Here is an 18,004-nt window from a genome sequence, read left to right as displayed (position 1 = left end):
GGCTACCAGCGGTATTGGTAGCCCGCCACGATGGACCTCGATCGCGTCAGGTGGCCGCCCTTGGCGGCCTCCACGTCGGCGTAGAGGAAGTGGCTGCGGCCCAGCCGGGCTTCCGCGCCCGCGCCGATCTCGAAACGGTTGCCGGACAGGTCCGAGCGCAGGTTCGCATCGTCGGCGTGTATCGTTGCGCGCTTGCCGTAATCCCGCAGCCACCCGATCCTGACGTACGGCGTCGCCGTGCTGCCGTTGCCCAGCGCCATGGCGCGGCCCGCGCGCAGCCCGGCGCGCGGCTGCAGGGTGTGGCCGCCGCGGTCGTGCACGGCCGTGCCGTCGCTGAGCGTATAACGCGCGCCGCCCGCCTTGAAGTAGCCGAGCCCGGCGCCCGGTTCGACGAACCAGCCGCGTGCCAGGTCCAGGCGCTGGCCGGCCGCCACGGCCAGCCCGCCGCCGCTATGGCGATACCGGCCCGTCACCGTGCCGCCGATGTCGGCCGCGCTTGCCTGCACCGCGTTGCGGAAGCGGCCCGCCGACGCCGCCACGCTGGCATAGGCGCCGTTATCCAGCTGCAGGACCGCATAGAGGCCGAACAGGACGGTGGACGTGCGCCCCTTGCCGCCATCGAAGCGGCGATGCGCGTCGAGTTCGCCGATGCTGGCGCCCAGGCGCCACCTGCCCGCCGCGACCTTGACGCCCCGGTCGGCGCCCAGGGTGTAGCCCCAGAGCGATTGCGTGTAGGCGCCGGCGGATTGCCGCAGATGCTGGCGCGTGTCCACGCCGCGTATCCAGAAACCGTTGCCGGTGGGCGCGAAGCGCGGGTCGCGGCCGTCGTCGATGCCGTTGTCGATGCCATTGCCATTGCCATTGCCATTGCCGCCGGCGTCGACCATGACCCGGCCGCGTTCTTCGACCGGACGCAACGCGGCCATCCAGAGCGCGCTCGACGATGCGATGCCGCCGTTGTTCACCAGGGCGGCCTGGATGGCGCGCGGCGGCACGACGGAAGCGTCCGGCGCGCCGAGCGCCGTGGCGTCGTCGTCGCCGGGCTGCCGGCTGTCGCCATCGCCGATGGCATCGCCGCCGCCTTCGTCGCTGTCGCCGTCATTGCCATTGCCATTGGCGTTGCCGCCGTCATCGCCGCCGTCATCGCCGTTGGCCTCGCCGTCGCCGGGAACGCTTGCTCCAGCACGATCGCTGGTCTTGCCATCGGCGTCGCCCGCGCCGGTGTCGGTGTAGCCCGGGCCGTGCCGGGCGGTCGTTGCACCCGCGGCATCGCCAGAATCCGCACTTCGATCGGTTGGACGATCCTGGCCGCTGGGGACCGGGGCGCCCGTCGAGCCAGGCGCATCGACGCCGTTTGCCGGCGCGTCGTCCGCTTCGCGTTCGAGCGCCCACACGGTGCCGGCGGCGGTGCGCCGTTTGACCAGCGTATAGCGCTGCCCCCGCGCATCCACCGCCTGCCTGTCATTCTCCAGGACGAAGCTTGCGTTGCCGCGGCGTGCCTGGACGATGGGCACGGCGCGTGGCCCCGGGGGATCGCCGTCGCGGGAATGATCGGTGATCAGCACCGCGTACGAGCCCGCCGCGCGGCCCATGACGTCGAGCCGGTCGGCCGCGCCGCGCGCCAGATGCGTGTTCATCTCGAAGCGTCCCTGGCCGCGCAGGCGGTCCCGCATCGTCAGGGTCTGAAAGCGCGGACCGTGCCCGTTGCCGGACGCAGGCGCGGCAAAACGCAGCGTGCCGCCGGACGACATCGTCAGCGCATCGACGATGGAATCCGCATTCATGGCCCAGGTGCTGCGGCTGCCGATGTAGACCTGTCCGCCGACGTCGGTGTGCCCGCGCCAGACCGAACCGTTGGCCAGCTGTATGTTCGCGCGGGTGTCCGGCAGGCCGCGTACCGCGCCATGGGCCCGCGTGTCGTCCAGCTTCAGCATCGCATAGTGCATGCGCGGGACGCGCCGCCGCTGCGGCGCCGGCGCGTCGCCCGGCCGCACGAGTTCCAGCAGCGTATCGTTGCCGCTGCGTATGTCGGCTTTCGTCAGGTAGAACACGGCGCTTTGCCCGGGTTCCCTTACCCATGCCCGCAAGGCCGAGCCATGGCTGCTCAGGATCACGCGCGTGGTTTCGCCGGTGTAGCGGAAACGTCCCGCTTCATTGCCGACCGCATAAGGCGTATCCGCGCCGGTGGTCACGATGACATCGCGAAGGTACACGCGCGCGCGGTCCACTTCCACCGCGGGCGAGCGCGGCGCACGCATGTGCACGAAGCCTCGCGCGATATGCAGGGTGGTGTCGGCGCCCGGGCAACGGCTGCTGTGCGCGTCGATCGCGCAGGGAACCCTGCCCACGGCGCGCAGACCGACGCTGTCGGCATTCTCGCCATACAGCCACAGGTTCTGGCCCGTGACGGTGGCGTTGTCGCGCGCCAGGATGCCGGTGCCGAAGGGGCCGTACAGGATGCTGCGCACGCCATTGAAACTGACGCGGCGGTTGGCGACCGCGTGGATGGCGGTGTTCTGCTCGCCCTTGCCGTAGATCCATACCTTGGCATCGGAGCCTGTATCCGTGGCCGCATCGGTGTCCGCTTGCCGCGCCGGTGCCGTCGCGCCGTTATTCTGGCTTGAATCGCGGGCTGACCCGGTTTCGGGGACGAGCGCCGCCCCCAGGTGAACGATGCCGGTATCGCCGACCGCATGCACGCCGTGGGAGCCTTTGCCGTGTAGGTTGATGGTGCCGCTGTCCATGCGCACCGTACCGGCGTTGGCATATGCCCAGTCGGGGACGTCATCGCCCCTGTCGTCGAAGCTACCCAGTCCGTGCGCGCGTTCGCCGCGGGTCGTGACGCTGGCGCCAGTGATGAACAGCCGCGCGGCGCCGCTGAAGTAGACGCCGTTGGCGTCGTCGCCGAAGGTGTGGATGACGGTCCTGGCGAGATCGGCCGAGCCATGCTGCAAGGCCTTGACGCCATGCGCCATGTCCTGCCGCGTGTGGACCGGACCGCGCACGCGGGTACTGCGGGCGGCGTCGCCATCGGTGACTTCGATAGTGCGGTCCGACCAGCCGTATTCGGCCGCGTATTCCTGCGCGCGTGCGTCGCAGAACGGGGACAATAGCAGGTTCAACAACAGGCCCAGCGGCGCCGCGCCGCGCATCGCGCCGGCTTGCCACGTGAAGCCGGGCATGGCGGGTTTGCCTGGAGCTGCTGCGGCGTTCGGCTGGCAAGCCGTTCGGCGAGCCATTCGGCAGGCCATTCGGCGAGCCATTCGGCGAGCCGTTCGGCACGATGGAACCGTATGGGGGGTGATGCGCTTGCGTTCGGGTCCATGAACAGCTTGATGGACGTGTAGACCAGCCATGACTGCTTGCTCCTCCGACATCTGCGATACGGTTCCCGCCCGGCCGGCGCCGGGCTTGAAGCAAGCCGGCCGCGATCGTCTTCGTGGTGGGCGATCGTGGCCGGCGGTGCGTGGGAAGGACAGAGCGATATGTGCGCGCGCCGGCCTTTCTGTTCCGTGGGCTTACCAGCGGTACTGGTAGCCCACGGTCACCATGCGCGATTGCTCGAAGCGCTTGCCCTTGGCGTATCCCAGGTCCACGTACAGCCCGTGGGACTTGCCCAGACGCGCTTCGACGCCCGCGCCCACGTCCACGCGGCTGCCGCCCAGGTCGGCGTTCAGGTTCGTGCCATCGACCGACAGGCGGTTGCGGTTGCCGTTTTCGTAGGCGTAGCCCACGCGCACATAGGGCGTGACGGTGCCGCCGCTGGCGGTGTCGATGGCGCGGCCGACGCGGCCGCCGGCGCGCCATTGCAGGGAATGGCCGCCGCGATCGCGGACCTGGGTGCCGTCGTTGAGCCTGTACTGCGCACTGCCGACGTGCAGGTAGCTCACGCCGGCGTAGGGCTCGACGAACCACGCGCCGGACAGGTCGACGCGGCGGCCGGCTTCCAGCGAGGCGCCGATGCCCTTGTTGCGGAAGGATCCGCTCAGTTGGCTGCCGTCGGCCTTGTCGCCATGCATGTCGTGCCGGTAGCGGCCGGCGGAAACGACGGCGGTGGCATAGCTGCCGCGCGGCCCCAGGAAGGTCGCATAGCCGCCGACGTGCGTGCCGCGCGTGCTGCCCTTGCCGTCATCGAAGTCGCGGCGGCCATGCGCCTGCGCCGCCAGCAGGCCGATGTGCCAACGGCCGGCGGCGACGTCGATGGCGCGGTCCACGCCGGCGATGAAGCCATGCAGGTCCTGCCGGTATTCGCCGGTCAGCGGGTTGTCTATCTTCTGCCGGCCGTCGAGCGCTTCCATCCAGATGCCCAGGCTGGCGGAATCGATCGCGTGGATGCCGCTGGGCGGCGCGATGCCGTCGCCGTGGCGGACCGCGCGCATGCGCCGGTCGATGGCGCCGAGCTGGGCGTTCCAGATGCCCTGGCCGGCGGCCAGCGCCGAGTTGTTGACGGCGAGCCGGCCCTGGGGCGACAGGACGATCGCGGGCGCGGGCGGCTCCGCGGCAGGGGGCTCGGCGGATGTTTCCGCGAGCGCTTCGGCGGATGCTTCAGGCGCTTCTTCGGTGGTTTCTGCCGCGGGGTCTTCAGCGGCTTCTCCAGGCCCGTTGACGGGATCATCGACGGGTTCGTCGACGGGAACATCGGCGGGAACATCGGCGGGAACATCGGCGGGCGCTTCGGTGGGTACGTCTGCGGGCACATCAGCGGGCACATCAGCGGGCACATCAGCGGTCGGCGGCGTGCCGGCCGGCCCGCCAGGGTTCTCGCCTGGCGGATCCGCGGGGCCGCTGTCCCGTTCCGGTTCTCGTTCCTGGACTGGCAGGGGAACGTCTTCAGGCGCGGGGACCGGCTCCGGCATGGGCACGGGCGCAGGATCGGGCACAGGCGCAGGAGTAGGCGCTGGCGCCGGCATGGGCTGGGGCGCGGGTACAGGCTCGGGTGCAGGCACTGCCGCAGGCCCAGGCCCAGGCCCAGGCGCCGGCACCTCCGGCCGCCTGGTCGGGATGATGGGCCGGTCACCCCCGGTCCCCGGCGGCACTTCGCGCACGGGACCCGTGCCATCCTTCCCGACCGTCACGGTCGATGGATCCAGGTCGCGCACCGTCGGTATATCCCCGGAAGGATTCCCCGCCACCGCGACCTCGCGCTCCTGCTTGCGTTCCATTCCGCCATGGGCGGCCGCCGGCCCGACGATGGGCGGGGCCGGCGGCCTGGCCGGCGGAAGATGCATGTAGTCGACCCCGCCGTGCGACACCGGCGCCGCCTCCGCCACCACGACCGGGCCGCTGCCCGGCGGCGGCAGGTCCAGCGTGTCGTGGCCGCGGATGAAGGGCGCGCCTTCCGGCACCACCCATACAGTGACCGCGGGCCCGTCGTCGGCCTTTTTCTTCCGCAGCTGAAAAGGATGGCCCGCGAGCATGATGCGCGGCGCATTATTCGCCAGGGTATAGGTGGCGCTCCCGCCCTTCCTGGCATGGATCAGCGGCACGGACGTCACCGCCTGGCTCACTCCTAGGTTTACCCCCGGCCTCACGGTCTGGCTCATCGCCCCGCTGTCGCGCACCGCCACCGTGATGTTCCCGCGTATGGCGCCGTCCACCACGATGCCGTCGCCCGTTCCCCGCGTCGTATCGGCACGCATGTCCACGGTGCCCTTGCCGTCGATGTCCTGCAGGACGTGCAGGCGGTGAAAGGTCGTTTGCGCGCGCTCGCCGGGCGGCCGCGAGTAAGGTTCTTCGACGGTGTGCGTGGAACCCCGCCGGGCCGGCGCCGCACCCGGCCGTTCAGCCGGATCCGGTTCGCGGAAGGCGATCGTTCCATTGTGCAGCAGCACGCGCTGCACCGTCGAATCGCCATCCACCGTCCACGTGCCACGGCTTTCAACCGTCACCGTCCGCCCGATGTCCGTATGGCCCCGCCACGCGCCGCCGCGCTTCAAGGTAACGTCCACGCGCGGCGCGTCGGGCGCGCCGCTCCAGATGCGGCCGCGCGCATCGCTGTCGTCCAGCGTCAGCTTGACGTGCGCGGGCCGCGCGGGCCCGCGGTCGCCGCGATCGCGGCCGACTTCGAGCAGGCTGCCGGATCCGCTGTGGATGGTGACGTTGCGGAAATCGAAGCTGGCCGTTTCCCTGTCGTTGCCGGTCCAGGCCGCCAGCGCGGAGCCGGTGCCGCGCAGCTCGCCGCGGCCCTGCGTGGCCTGCATGCGGAACACGCCGGCCTCATTGCCGACGGCAAAGCGAGCATCCTTCGAGGCCGTGACGGAGACGTCCTTGAGCGAGACCAGCGCGCGCACGACTTCGACCGCTGGCGAATCGGTGCCGGCCATCGCGATGAAGCCATCGGCCAGGTGGAGTTCGGTCGGCGCCGGGCAGGCCTCGTCATCGGCCCGCCCGGCGGCGCCACGCACGCGCACGCCGAAGCTTTCCGGTCCGGTCGCCGCGATGCCGACGTTGCGGCCGTCGACCCGCGCGCTGGGGCCGATCGACATCGCGACCGAACCGGTTTCATGCAGATCGATGGCGACGCCATTCAGCTCCAGCCGCCGGCGGCCGCGTATGGAAATGCCGGTATTGCGGGGCGCCTGCCCCAGGATACGCACGTCCGTCTGATGCGCGCTGGCCGGCCTGTCGTAACCCATGCTCCACAGCTTCGCGGGGTTGGTGGGCTGCAGCGGACGGCCCAGGCGGGCGATGGGCGCGGTCGCGTGTACGCCGGTGCTGTCGTGGCCGAACAGGGTGATCGAGCCGCGCTGCAGCGCGAGCTCGCCCGCTGCCGGGACGGCGGCATCTTCCACGCCCTGCACGGCGTGCGCGCGCGCGCCGTGCGTCACGATGTCGCTATCGGTGATGATCAGGCGGACGCCGGCGCCATAGTGGACGCCATAGGCGTCGTCGCCACGGGTCGACACAGGACCCGACAGGATGGCGCCGCCGGGCTGCAAGGCCTGGACCGCATGCTCGCCCGAGCCGGCGGTCACGATGGGGCCCCGCACGCGCGCCGTGGCGCGGGGATCGCCGGTGCTTGCCGTGACGGTGGCGGTGGAAGGTCCGTACTGCCTGGCGTCACCGCCGGCATAGACAGGGTCGGGGGGACAGGCGAGCAGGCCGAACGACGTCGCGCCATACACGGCGCGGCGTATCCATGGCAACTGGCCACGGTGGGAAACGGGAACTCCGCCGGGTAGGCGGAAGCGCTGAAACATCGAATGCGGGTACGACGATGGCGGGGATGCAGGGTGATGCGGGTAAGACATACTGCTCCTTTAGCGCTGGAAGGGTGCTGGCGGATCGGTGCTGCGTACTCTCTGGTGAAGGATGGAATGGATGCGCGCAGCGCGCGCAGGCGCCGCGCGAGGGTTCACGCCGTGACGGGCTCGTGCAAGGTGCGCGAAGCCGACACCGGCACGATTCGCCGCTTTATGTGCGGATCAGGTGGAACAGGTGGAACAGGGGGAACAGGGGGACTGGGCGGCGGCGGGAGGCGCGCCGCCCGTGGCTATGGATTGCCGGTCGCGCGGGCCGGCGCATGCAAGGCATGCGTGACGGATGCGGCTAACTCAGCTAATTCAGCTAATGCAGCTGACGCGGCGTGTATGACGGGTACGGGACGGCGATGCGGGGAAAGGGCGGGCGAATTCATGAAGCGGCGGACTCTACGACCAGACTCTATTTATGTGCAACCGGGTTCTGTCATTCAGACGCCCGTTCGTTGCGAGCATGGAAGTCGCGTTCCGGTCCATGGCAGGAATTCCAGGTCCGCGGAATTTATAAGACGCACTCTTTGCGCAAGGCGCGCCGCGCAGGCCGATCCTGCAATCCAGGATTACCGAATCGACATCCGCCACCCCGGGTTTACACGTAGTCGGCCAGCGTGCGGACACGATGCGGTCAGGCCAGCACGCTGAAGCCTATGGTGGTCGTGCCATGATCGCTGGTGGCGAACACGTCGCCGCCGTGCATGGTCGCCACGGCCTTGACGATGGCCAGGCCCAGGCCGTGGCCATGGGTGTCGCCCTTGTCGTGGCGCGACGCATCCACGCGGTAGAAGCGATCGAACAGGCGCGGCAGGTGGATGGGGTCGATGGGCGCGCCCGGATTGGATACCGCCACGCGCACGCTGCCCGGTTGCGGATCGATGCGCACCGTGATGCGTCCGCCGCATGCGGTGTGCTGGATGGCGTTCTGCAGCAGGTTCGTCACGGCGCGGCGAAAGCGCGCGGTATCCAGCGACGCCTCGGCCTGGGTATCGCCTTCGATTTCCACGGAAAGCCGCATGTCGTCCAGCACGAATTCGAAGAACTCGATCGTCTTGCCGACCTCGGCGGCAACCGGGGTGCGCACCAGTCCGGTGGCGGCTTCGCCCTGGTCGGCGCGCGCCAGGAACAGCATGTCGTTGACGATGGCGCGCAGGCTGTCCAGTTCTTCCAGGTTGGATTGCAGCACTTCTTCCAGGTCGGCCACGCTGCGGCGGCGCGACAGCGCGACCTGCGTCTGGCCGATCAGGTTGGTCAGGGGCGTGCGCAGTTCATGGGCGACGTCGGCGTTGAAGGCCTCCAGCCGCGTGTAGGCGATTTCCAGCCGGCCCAGCGCGCCGTTGAAGGCGCCGGCCAGGTCGGCCAGTTCGATCGGCAGGGTGGCCACGTCCAGCCGCTGGGCCAGGTGGCGCGGGCTGAGCTTGCGGGCCTCGTCGGACAGCCGCTGCAGCGGCAGCAGCCCCATGCGCGCGACCCAATGGCCCAGGAACATGATCAGCACGACGGCGGACAGCAGCAGGCCCGCCAGCGCGATCAGGAAGCTGTGCAGGGTATGGAAATACGGTGCGGTCTCGATGCCGACGATGAACTTCACCTGAGGACGGTCCTGCAGGGCGGGCACGGTGCGCACGAGGATGCGCATGGGGTACAGGCGGCCCGGAATGGCGACGCTGTCGAAACCGTCGGGCGGCGGCGCCGCGCTCAGCGCCGCGGGGACGTCCTTGCCGTAGGCATAGGCCGGATCGGGGCTGAGTATCCAGAAACGCAGGCTGCCGTCGGCCGGCGTCAGCGTGTCCATCTTGGTTTCCGCGTGGCTCCAGCGCTCGGTATTGCCCATGCGGTTCAGCGCGTAGAGCATTTCGTTGGCGGTGGTGTTCAGCACGTCGGTCTGCTGGCGGGCGAGCTCCGTGCGCAGCACGCCGTACAGGGCCGCGCCGATCAGCGAGAAGGTCAGCAGCGCGACCGACGCGAACATCAGCGCCAGCCGGGTGGTGATGGACGCGGACGGCTTCATTCGGGCTGCGCGTCGTCGCGCTGTTCCAGCACGTAGCCCATGCCGCGGATGGTGTGCAGCAGGCGCGTGCCGAAGGGGCTGTCGATCTTGGCGCGCAGGCGCTTGATCGCGACTTCGACGACGTTGACGTTGCTGTCGAAGTTCATGTCCCAGACCAGTTCGGCGATCGCGGTCTTGGACAGGATCTCGCCCTTGCGGCGGGCCAGCACGGCCAGCAGCGCGAACTCCTTGGCGGTCAGGTCGATGCGCACGCCGGCGCGCTGCGCCTTGCGGCTGGCCAGGTCGATCTGCAGGTCGCCGATACGCAGGTGCATGGGCTCCTGGGTCCGTCCGCGGCGCGTGAGCGCCTGCAGGCGGGCCAGCAATTCCAGGAAGGAGAACGGCTTGACCAGGTAGTCGTCGGCGCCGTCCTGCAGGCCGCGGATGCGGTCTTCCACGCTGTCGCGCGCGGTCAGCATGATGACCGGCGTCTGGCGGAAGCGGCGCAGTTCGCGCAGCACCTGGAAGCCGTCCAGCCCCGGCAGCATGACGTCCAGCACGATGACGTCGTACGCGTGTTCCACCGCCAGGTACTGGCCGTCGACGCCGTTGTGCGCCAGGTCGACGGCGCAACCTTGCTCGGTCAGGCCCTTGTGCAGGTAATCGGCCGTTTTGAGCTCGTCTTCGACGATCAGGATTTTCATGGCGGGGCGCTGGTGGGGTGCACGACGGTGCGGACTGCGGTTCTTTTACCTTATTTCTGCACCAGCGGTTCGCGCGGCTCGCCATCGCCGGGGGCCTGGCGCCCCGCCGCCTTGCGCGCCGCGCGGGCTTCCTTGCGGCGCAGATACCAGTAATGCGCGCGGTCCAGGTACAGGTAGACCACCGGCGTGCTGAACAGGGTCAGCGCCTGCGAAACGATCAGGCCGCCGACCATGGCGTAGCCCAGGGGACGGCGCAGTTCCGCGCCCTGGCCGTTGCTGAGCATCAACGGCAGGCCGCTCAGCAGGGCGCACATGGTGGTCATCATGATGGGCCGGAAGCGCAGCAGGCAGGCCTGGTAGATGGCTTCCTGCGGCGACATGCCGTGCTCGCGTTCGGCGTGCAGGGCGAAGTCGATCATCATGATGCCGTTCTTCTTGACGATGCCAATCAGCAGGATGATGCCGATCAGGGCGATCACGCTCAGGTCGTAGCCGCCCGCGCGCAGGATCAGCAGCGCGCCCAGGCCGGCCGAAGGCAGCGTGGACAGGATGGTCAGCGGATGGATATAGCTCTCGTACAGGAAGCCCAGGACGATATAGACCGCGATCAGCGCCGCGGCGATCAGGTAAGGCTGCGATTTCAGCGAATCGCCGAAGGCGCGCGCCGCGCCCTGGAAGGAGCCGATCAGCGTGGCAGGCACGCCCATCTCCGTCTGCGCGGCGTTGATGGCCTGCACGGCCTGGCCCAGCGAGGTCCCCGGCGCCAGGTTGAACGACAGGGTGACTGCCGGGAACTGGCCCTGGTGGTTGATGGCCAGGTAGTTGGTCCTGGTGGTGTCCAGCTTGACGAAGGTGGACAGCGGCACCTGCTCGCCGGTCAGCGGCGACGTCAGGTACAGCTTGTCGAACAGCGAGGGATCGCGTTGCAGCGCCGGCGTCACTTCCAGCACCACGTGATAGCTGTTCAACTGCGTGAAGTACTGGGCGACCTGCCGCTGGCCGATGGCGTCGTAGATGGTGGAATCGATCAGGGCGGGCGAGATGCCGAAGCTGGATGCCCGCGCGCGGTCGATGGTCAGCGTGGCGGTGGGCGCGTTGCTCTGCTGGTCCGAGGCCACGTCGGTCAGTTGCGGCAGCTGGGCGAAACGCGTCGCCAGCCTCGGCGCCCATTGGTTGAGTTCGTCCAGGTTGGAATCGGTCAGCGTGTACTGGTATTGCGTGCGCGACAGGCGGCCGCCCACGTTGATGTCCTGGCCGGCCTGCATGTACAGCGTGACGCCTTCCACCTGCGCCACCTTGGGCCGCAGGCGGCGGATGACTTCGTCGGCATTGTCGGTGCGGCCGTCTTCCTTGGAACGCAGCCCGATGTAGAAGCGGCCGGTATTGAACTGCGTCGGGTCGCCGTTCATGCCGAAGGCCGCCACGTCCTTGTCCTGGCGCACGATGTCCGCCAGCTGCACCATGCGGCGGTTCATCGCGCCGAAGGAAGAATCCTGCGACGATTGGGCGAAACCGAAGATATAGCCGGTATCCTGCTGCGGAAAAAACCCCTTCGGTATGGTGATGAACATCAACCCGGTCACGGCGACCGTGGCGATGAAGCTGAGCAGCGTGATGAACTGATGGCGCAGCACCCATTGCAGGCCGCGCTTGTAGCCGCCCAGCATGGCGTCGAAGCCGCGCTCGAACAGCATGAACAGGCGGCCATGCTGGCGGCCGTGCTGGTTCTTCAGGTAGCGCGAGCACAGCATGGGCGTCAGCGTCAGCGAGACGATGACCGACACCAGGATGGTCAGCGTGACGGTGACGGCGAACTCGCGGAACAGGCGGCCGACGATGCCGCCCATCAGCAGCAGCGGGATGAACACCGCCACCAGCGACACCGAGATCGACACGATGGTGAAGCCGATCTCCCCGGCGCCCTTGTAGGCGGCTTCCAGCGGCCCCATGCCGTCCTCGACGTGGCGATAGATGTTTTCCAGCATGACGATGGCGTCGTCGACGACGAAACCCACGGCGATGGTCAGCGCCATCAGCGACAGGTTGTCCAGGCTGAAGCCGGCCACGTACATCATGCCGGCGGTGCCCATCAGCGCCAGCGGGACGGTGACGCAGGGGATCAGCGTGGCGGCGATATCGCGCAGGAAGACGAAGATGATCATCACCACCAGCACGATGGTCAGGATCAGCGTGAATTCCACATCCTGCACCGACGCGCGGATGTTCGCGGTGCGGTCGATGATGGTGTTCACCTGCACGGTGGGGGGGATGGCGGCCTGCAGGCGCGGCATGGCGTCCTTGATGGCGTCGACGGTCTCGATCACGTTGGCGCCCGGCTGCTTGCTGATCTGCAGCACGATGCCGCGGCCGTTGGTGATCGTATTGCCCGGCTCGGCCGCGGGTCCCGCATAGGCCCAGGCCGCCAGCTTGTTGTTCTCGGGCCCGTCCACGGCCACGCCGACGTCGCGCACGCGGATGGGTGCGCCGTTGCGATAGGCCAGCACCATGTCGTTCCACTGCGCGGCCTTCAGCAGCTGGTCGTTGGTGTAGGTGGTGAAGCTCTGCGTGGGGCCGTCTATCGTGCCCTTGGGCTGGTTGACCGTGGTCGTGGCGATGACGTTGCGCACGTCCTCCAGGCTCAGGCCCAGCGATTTCAGCTTGGTGGGGTCGACCTGCACGCGCACCGACGGTTTCTGCTGGCCGCCGATGTTGACCAGGCCCACGCCCTTGATCTGCGATATCTGCTGCGCCAGGATGTTGTCGGCGTAGTCGTTGACCTCGGTGATCGGCAGCGTATCCGACTGCACGCTCAGGATCATGATGGGCGCGTCGGCCGGATTGACCTTGCGGAAGGTGGGCGCGTTGGGCAGGTTGGACGGCAACTGGCCGGAGGCCGCGTTGATGGCGGCCTGCACGTCGACGGCGGCGGATTCGATGCTGCGGTCCAGGTCGAACTGCAGCGTGATCTGGGTCTGGCTCTGGCCGCTCAGCGAGGTCATCTGCGACAGGCCGGCGATCAGCGAAAACTGCCGTTCCAGCGGCTGCGCGACGTTGGACGCCATGGTCTCCGGGCTGCCGCCCGGCAGGCTGACGGTGACCTGGATCGTGGGGAAATCCACCTGAGGCAGCGGCGCCACCGGCAGCAGCGGCCAGGCGGCCACGCCGACCAGCAGCAACGCCAACGCCAGCAGGCTGGTGCCGATGGGGCGCTTGATGAACGAGGCGGAAATGCTCATTTGCCATCCCCTTGCGCGGGCCCGCCGGGGGCGCCCGCCATCGCGGTCGACGTTTTCGATTCGGCGGTATGGATGCCGGGGCGCAGCTTGTACTGGCCGTCGACCACCACGCGTTCGCCGGCCTTCAGGCCTTCATCCACCACGGCGACATTGTCCTGGATCATCGCCACGCGGATGGGCTGGATGCGCGCGACGCCCTGGTCGTCCAGGGCATAGGCGTAGGTGCCGTTCTGGCCGCGCTGCACGACGGCGGCCGGCACGGTCAGCGCCTGCTTGCGGGTAGCGATCTGCAGGCGCGCGTTGACGTATTGGCCCGGCCACAGGACGTGCCGTGGATTGGGGAACAGGGCCTTCAGCTGCACGGTGCCGCTGGTGGTGTCGATCTGGTTGTTCACCAGCACCAGCTTGCCGGTGCCCAGCGGCTGGTTGGTTTCCCGGCCCAGCGCGGTGACCGGCAGCCCCTGGGGCGTGTCGGCCATGGCGGTGTTGATGTCGCCCACCGCCGATTCCGGCACGGTGAAGATCACCGAGATGGGATCGATCTGGTTGATGACGACGAGCCCGCCGGTATCGCTGGCGTGCACGATATTGCCCGGGTCCACCAGCCGCGCGCCCACGCGGCCGCCGATGGGCGCGGTGATGGTGGTGTAGCCCAGCTGTACCTGCGCGAACGAGACCTGCGCTTCATCCATCTGCACGGTCGCCTCCAGCTGCGCGACCAGCGCGCGCTGGGTGTCCAGCTGCTGCTGGGTGGCGGCGTCTTCCTTGGTCAGCTGGGTGAAGCGTTTCAGGTCCAGCCGGGCGTTCAGCAGTTGCGCCTGGTCCTTGGCCTGGGTGGCCTTGGCCTGCGCCAGCTGCGCCTGCAGCGCGCGCGGGTCCAGTTGCGCCAGCATCTGCCCGGCCTTGACGTCCTGGCCTTCGACGAAACCCACCTTGTCCAGCTCGCCGTCCACGCGGGTCTTGACCGTCACGCTCTGGTTGGCGGTGACGGTGCCCACGCCGGTCAGGTAGACGGGCACGTCCTGCTGCTCGACGCGCGTGGACGTCACGACGACGGGCGGCGTCTTGGGCGCCGGCGCATCCGCCGATTCGGCGCGGTGCTCGACGCCCCAGAAGCCGGCGGCAATCGCCACCAGGGCCACGGCGGCGGCCGCGTATCCGGCGCGGCGCCGGGACAATGCATCTGCCATGATCTTCGCTCTCAGTCTTGCAAGGTGTCGGGGTTCATCGGGCGGCCACCGGGTCGCCGAGCTGCGCCGCATCCCAGCCGCCGCCGGTGGCCTTGATCAGCGCGACGCTGGCCAGCAGGCGGCGGCCCAGCAGGTCCGCGGCGGTGCGTTCGTTGGACAGGGTCAGCGACTGGGCGGTGACCACGGTCAGGTAGGTCGTGGTGCCGGCGCGGTACTGCGCCAGGGCGAGCTGTTCGGACAACCGCGACGCCGTGACGGCCTGGTCCTGGGCGACGCTTTCGTCGGCCAGCACGCGCAGATTGGACAGGTTGTCCTCGACTTCCTGGAAGCCGCCCAGGACGGTCTGCTTGTACTGCGCGACCGCGGCGTCGTAGCCGGCGCGCGCCTGGTCGACCCGGGCGCTGCGCAGGCCGCCGTCGAATATCGTTTCGGCCAGCGCGGCGCCCAGGGACCAGATCCGGCTGGGCGTGTTGAACCATTGCGCCAGGCCGGCGGTGCCGCTGCTGAAGCCGATCGCGGCGCTCAGGGTGACGTCGGGATAGAAGGCCGCCTGCGCCACGCCGATCTGCGCGTTGGCGGACGCGGCCAGGCGTTCCGCGCTGGCGATGTCGGGGCGGCGTTCGAGCAGTTGCGAAGGCACGCCGGCGGGGATCGCGGGCACCGCGGCGCGCCAGCTTTCGGGCGTGGGCGGCAAGGTGAAATCGGCGGGCGCGCGGCCGAGCAGGATGGCGATGGCGTGCTCCAGCTGGTTGCGCTGGGTGTCCAGGTCGATGGCCGATGCCTGCGCGGTGTGCAGTTGCGCTTCCGCGAGCGCCACGTCGGAACGCAGCGCGACGCCGGCGTTGTACTGGCTCTGCGTCAGTTTCAGGGAGCGCTCGAAGGCGGCGATGGTGCGCGCGAACAAGGCCTTGAGCTCGTCGGTGACGCGCAATTGCATATAGTCCTGGGCGAGCGTGGCCTGCACGCTGAGCCGCGCGGCCGCCAGTTGCGCCTGGCTGGATTGGGCGCTGGCGTCGCTGGCTTCCACCGAGCGCCGGACGGCGCCCCACAGGTCCGGCTCCCAGGCGGCGTCCAGGGACGCCGTGTAGGTATTGCCGAGCTTGCTGCCGCCGTTGCCGATGCTGCGGGCGCGGTCGGCGGACACGCCGGTGCTCAGTTGGGGCCAGAAGGCGGCGCGGGCCTGCTGCACCACGGCGCGTGCCTGACGGTACTGGGCGGCGGCCTGGGCGATGGTCTGGTTGGCGGCGGTGGCCTGGGTCTCCAGGTCGTTCAGGGTGCTGTCGCCGTAGATTTCCCACCAGTTCCGCGTGGCGTCGATCTGGCCGGGCTGGGCGGTCTTCCAGGCGCCGGCCTGGGGTGGATCGCGCGGCGGGCTTTCCTTGTACGCGCTGGGAATGGCCATGTCCGGACGTACGTAGTCCGGCCCGACCGTACAGCCGGATAGAAGCGCCAGTGCCGAGAGGATGGCCGGCACGATAGTGGAGCGGCGCGGGGCGCGGCGCGCGGGCAGGGAAGTGGCGATCATGATGCCGCCACTGTACGAAGCGGGCCGGGACGATAGCCTGTCCGAGAACTGACAATCCTGTCAGTTACATGAGCGCGGGGGCGGCGGTCGCCGTGGGCGTCGGGCGAGGGGGCCGCGCGATTTCATACTGTGCAGCCGCGTCGACCACGTATCGACCACGTATCGACCGTGGGTCGAAGCCCGGACAGCGTCAGAACGGCTTGACCACCACCAGGGCAAGTATGGCGATCACCGCCATCGCGACCACCAGCGGGGTGATCCGCCACATGGCGGCGTGCCTGCCCGCCGCGCGCCGGCGCAGGGTCCGTGCCTGGATGCCGTGGATGGCCGACAGCAGCACGACCAGGGCCAGTTTCCCGTGCAGCCAGCCATCGCCCAGCCAATGGCCCTGCACCGCCAGGGCGATGCCGAGGATCCAGGTCAGGATCATGGCGGGGGTCGTGACGATGCGGTGCCAGCGCCGCATCCTGGCCGCCGCGCCGGCGGCATTGGGGGCGTCGGGCGGGTCGGCGATCAGCATCAGCGACACGGCCGAGATGCCGGCGACGAAGATGAACGCCGCGGCGACGTGCAGAATCTTCGTCCAGGTGTAGAGAACCGCGAAATCCATGTTTGATTTGATTTGATCTGATTGATAAGATAATCCTATCTTATCAAAACGAGATGGAATCATGGCAAGTCGAGAGACCATCCTATCCCGTTTTCTTGCGCTGGCAGCCGAACACCCCGACGGAGTAAAGGCGTCGGCATTGGCTGACGCTTTGCCTTCGGTGAGCCGTCCGACCATCAATCGGTGGCTGGCTAAAGCGATTGAAGAAGGGCGGTTGCGTCGTATTGGCAGTGGACCTGCCACGTACTACCTGCCAGCGGATGCGGATTCGCAAGCCGCTGGCGATATTGAATCGCGGGCCGCTTCAGGTTGGGCGCCAGCGTGGTCGCCAGCAGCCACACGCGCGTTGGCGCAGCTCGCCAAGCCCTTGTCTTCGCGGCCGCGGTCCGGCTACAAATCCGCTTTTCTTGGGTCCTACATTTCCAATGAAAGCAGCTTGCTGGGTAAGACGCTCGCGGCGCGCCTGGACGAAATGTCTCGACAGTCCCTGGAACAGGAGCCCGCCGGAACCTATCTGAGCCGCATCCTCGAGCCGCTGTTGATCGATATGTCCTGGTCTTCCTCGAAGCTCGAGGGCAATGACTACAGCCTGGCGGATACGCGAGAACTTTTCGCGCGGGTCTACGGCAACAAAGCGGGGGGCGCGCCGCACGATATCGACCGCGATGCCATCATGCTGCTCAACCACAAGGAAACGATCCAGTTCATGGCGCAGACGGTGCCTGAGTTTGGCTTGAGCATACCCATCGTTTTTGAAATGCACCGGCTTTTGATGTCCGGGCTGCTCGCCAATGAGGACGCACTCGGCGCCATTCGTCGTCGCGTGGTGACCATCGGAGGAACGGCATATCTACCTAGCCAGTCGCCGCACTTTCTTCAAGAACATCTGCAGATGATCGTCGAGAAAGGAATGCTGATCGACAGTCCATCCGAGGCTGCTTTTTTTCTCTGGGTCAATATTCCATATCTGCAGCCGTTCGAGGATGGCAACAAACGGATGGGCCGATTGCTGGCCAACGTTCCGCTGATTTTGCGAAACCACGCGCCGCTTTCTTTTATCGACGTTGACACGACGGTGTACAGCCAGGCCATGCTCGCTGTTTATGAAAGCAACGACGTCAGCATCGCAAGAGACTTGTTCGCGTGGGCCTATGCAAGATCGACCCGGCATTACGCCGAAGTCCTGGCGACGATGCCGGCACCTGACGTCACCATCGTGCGTTGGCGACCGCAGATCAAGGCAGCGGTCAATCTGGTGGTTGCAAGCAATCTGTCGGCGGAAGACGCGGTCACTACCGTGTTGAGAGATTTCCATGAATCCCATCCTGAATCTGGTGCGACGGGCCCAGCGCTTCATTCCCGGATCGTCGGACTGGTCAACGCGGATCTTTCGCGATTGGAGGCATTCAATGCTTCACGCTATGGGCTTAGTCCTGAAGCCGTGGAGCGCTGGAAAAGCGCCAGGCTGAACGTCTCCCGGTAAAACGATTTTGACC

9 protein-coding genes are annotated in these 18,004 nt (G+C 68.1%); 1 reads left to right on the top strand and 8 read right to left on the bottom strand.

The window, feature by feature from the left end:
* Positions 1 to 2: 2 nt before the first annotated feature.
* From CAL26_RS22170 to CAL26_RS22135, 8 genes are all read right to left on the bottom strand, one after another.
* Positions 3 to 3,182: an autotransporter outer membrane beta-barrel domain-containing protein gene (locus CAL26_RS22170; RefSeq protein WP_179283435.1), complete on the bottom strand. Its 3,180-nt coding sequence runs from the start codon at positions 3,180 to 3,182 to the stop codon at positions 3 to 5.
* A 336-nt stretch (positions 3,183 to 3,518) separates the two neighbouring features.
* Positions 3,519 to 7,124, bottom strand: coding sequence for an autotransporter outer membrane beta-barrel domain-containing protein (locus CAL26_RS22165; RefSeq protein WP_179283434.1), 3,606 nt, complete (start codon positions 7,122 to 7,124; stop codon positions 3,519 to 3,521).
* Positions 7,125 to 7,884: 760 nt separating this feature from the next.
* Positions 7,885 to 9,264: a heavy metal sensor histidine kinase gene (locus CAL26_RS22160; protein WP_094848865.1), complete on the bottom strand. Its 1,380-nt coding sequence runs from the start codon at positions 9,262 to 9,264 to the stop codon at positions 7,885 to 7,887.
* Positions 9,261 to 9,947 carry a heavy metal response regulator transcription factor gene (locus CAL26_RS22155; RefSeq protein WP_094848864.1) on the bottom strand — a complete coding sequence of 229 codons (687 nt, stop codon included), beginning with the start codon at positions 9,945 to 9,947 and terminating at the stop codon, positions 9,261 to 9,263. The genes CAL26_RS22160 and CAL26_RS22155 overlap by 4 nt, the downstream gene beginning before the upstream one ends.
* 50 nt (positions 9,948 to 9,997) lie before the next feature.
* Positions 9,998 to 13,183, bottom strand: coding sequence for an efflux RND transporter permease subunit (locus tag CAL26_RS22150; protein ID WP_094848863.1), 3,186 nt, complete (start codon positions 13,181 to 13,183; stop codon positions 9,998 to 10,000).
* Positions 13,180 to 14,373, bottom strand: a complete 1,194-nt coding sequence (locus CAL26_RS22145) for an efflux RND transporter periplasmic adaptor subunit (RefSeq protein WP_094848862.1) — start codon at positions 14,371 to 14,373, stop codon at positions 13,180 to 13,182. The genes CAL26_RS22150 and CAL26_RS22145 overlap by 4 nt, the downstream gene beginning before the upstream one ends.
* A gap of 34 nt (positions 14,374 to 14,407) precedes the next feature.
* A complete protein-coding gene (locus CAL26_RS22140; protein WP_094848861.1) occupies positions 14,408 to 15,898 on the bottom strand; it encodes an efflux transporter outer membrane subunit in 1,491 nt (496 codons plus the stop codon).
* A 190-nt stretch (positions 15,899 to 16,088) separates the two neighbouring features.
* A complete protein-coding gene (locus CAL26_RS22135) occupies positions 16,089 to 16,508 on the bottom strand; it encodes a CopD family protein (RefSeq protein ID WP_179283433.1) in 420 nt (139 codons plus the stop codon).
* Between the two features lie 61 nt (positions 16,509 to 16,569).
* On the opposite strand from CAL26_RS22135, the gene CAL26_RS22130 reads away from it, so the two are divergent.
* Positions 16,570 to 17,991 (top strand): Fic family protein, encoded by a 1,422-nt coding sequence (locus tag CAL26_RS22130; RefSeq protein ID WP_094848860.1) that lies wholly within the window; start codon positions 16,570 to 16,572, stop codon positions 17,989 to 17,991.
* The last annotated feature ends 13 nt before the right edge of the window (positions 17,992 to 18,004 follow it).

The organism is Bordetella genomosp. 9 (genome assembly GCF_002261425.1).
Lineage (GTDB): Bacteria > Pseudomonadota > Gammaproteobacteria > Burkholderiales > Burkholderiaceae_B > Bordetella_C.
Note: the sequence above shows the minus strand (reverse complement) of the source record. Positions and strands in the feature narration are given on the sequence as shown.

What these genes read in the sequence shown, in the direction of transcription:
- CAL26_RS22140 (WP_094848861.1), bottom strand. Translation starts at nt 15,898, where the DNA reads ATGATCGCCACTTCCCTGCCCGCGCGCCGCGCCCCGCGCCGCTCCACT.
- CAL26_RS22160 (WP_094848865.1), bottom strand. Translation starts at nt 9,264, where the DNA reads ATGAAGCCGTCCGCGTCCATCACCACCCGGCTGGCGCTGATGTTCGCG.
- CAL26_RS22145 (WP_094848862.1), bottom strand. Translation starts at nt 14,373, where the DNA reads ATGGCAGATGCATTGTCCCGGCGCCGCGCCGGATACGCGGCCGCCGCC.
- CAL26_RS22155 (WP_094848864.1), bottom strand. Translation starts at nt 9,947, where the DNA reads ATGAAAATCCTGATCGTCGAAGACGAGCTCAAAACGGCCGATTACCTG.
- CAL26_RS22170 (WP_179283435.1), bottom strand. Translation starts at nt 3,182, where the DNA reads ATGCCCGGCTTCACGTGGCAAGCCGGCGCGATGCGCGGCGCGGCGCCG.
- CAL26_RS22135 (WP_179283433.1), bottom strand. Translation starts at nt 16,508, where the DNA reads ATGGATTTCGCGGTTCTCTACACCTGGACGAAGATTCTGCACGTCGCC.
- CAL26_RS22150 (WP_094848863.1), bottom strand. Translation starts at nt 13,183, where the DNA reads ATGAGCATTTCCGCCTCGTTCATCAAGCGCCCCATCGGCACCAGCCTG.
- CAL26_RS22130 (WP_094848860.1), top strand. Translation starts at nt 16,570, where the DNA reads ATGGCAAGTCGAGAGACCATCCTATCCCGTTTTCTTGCGCTGGCAGCC.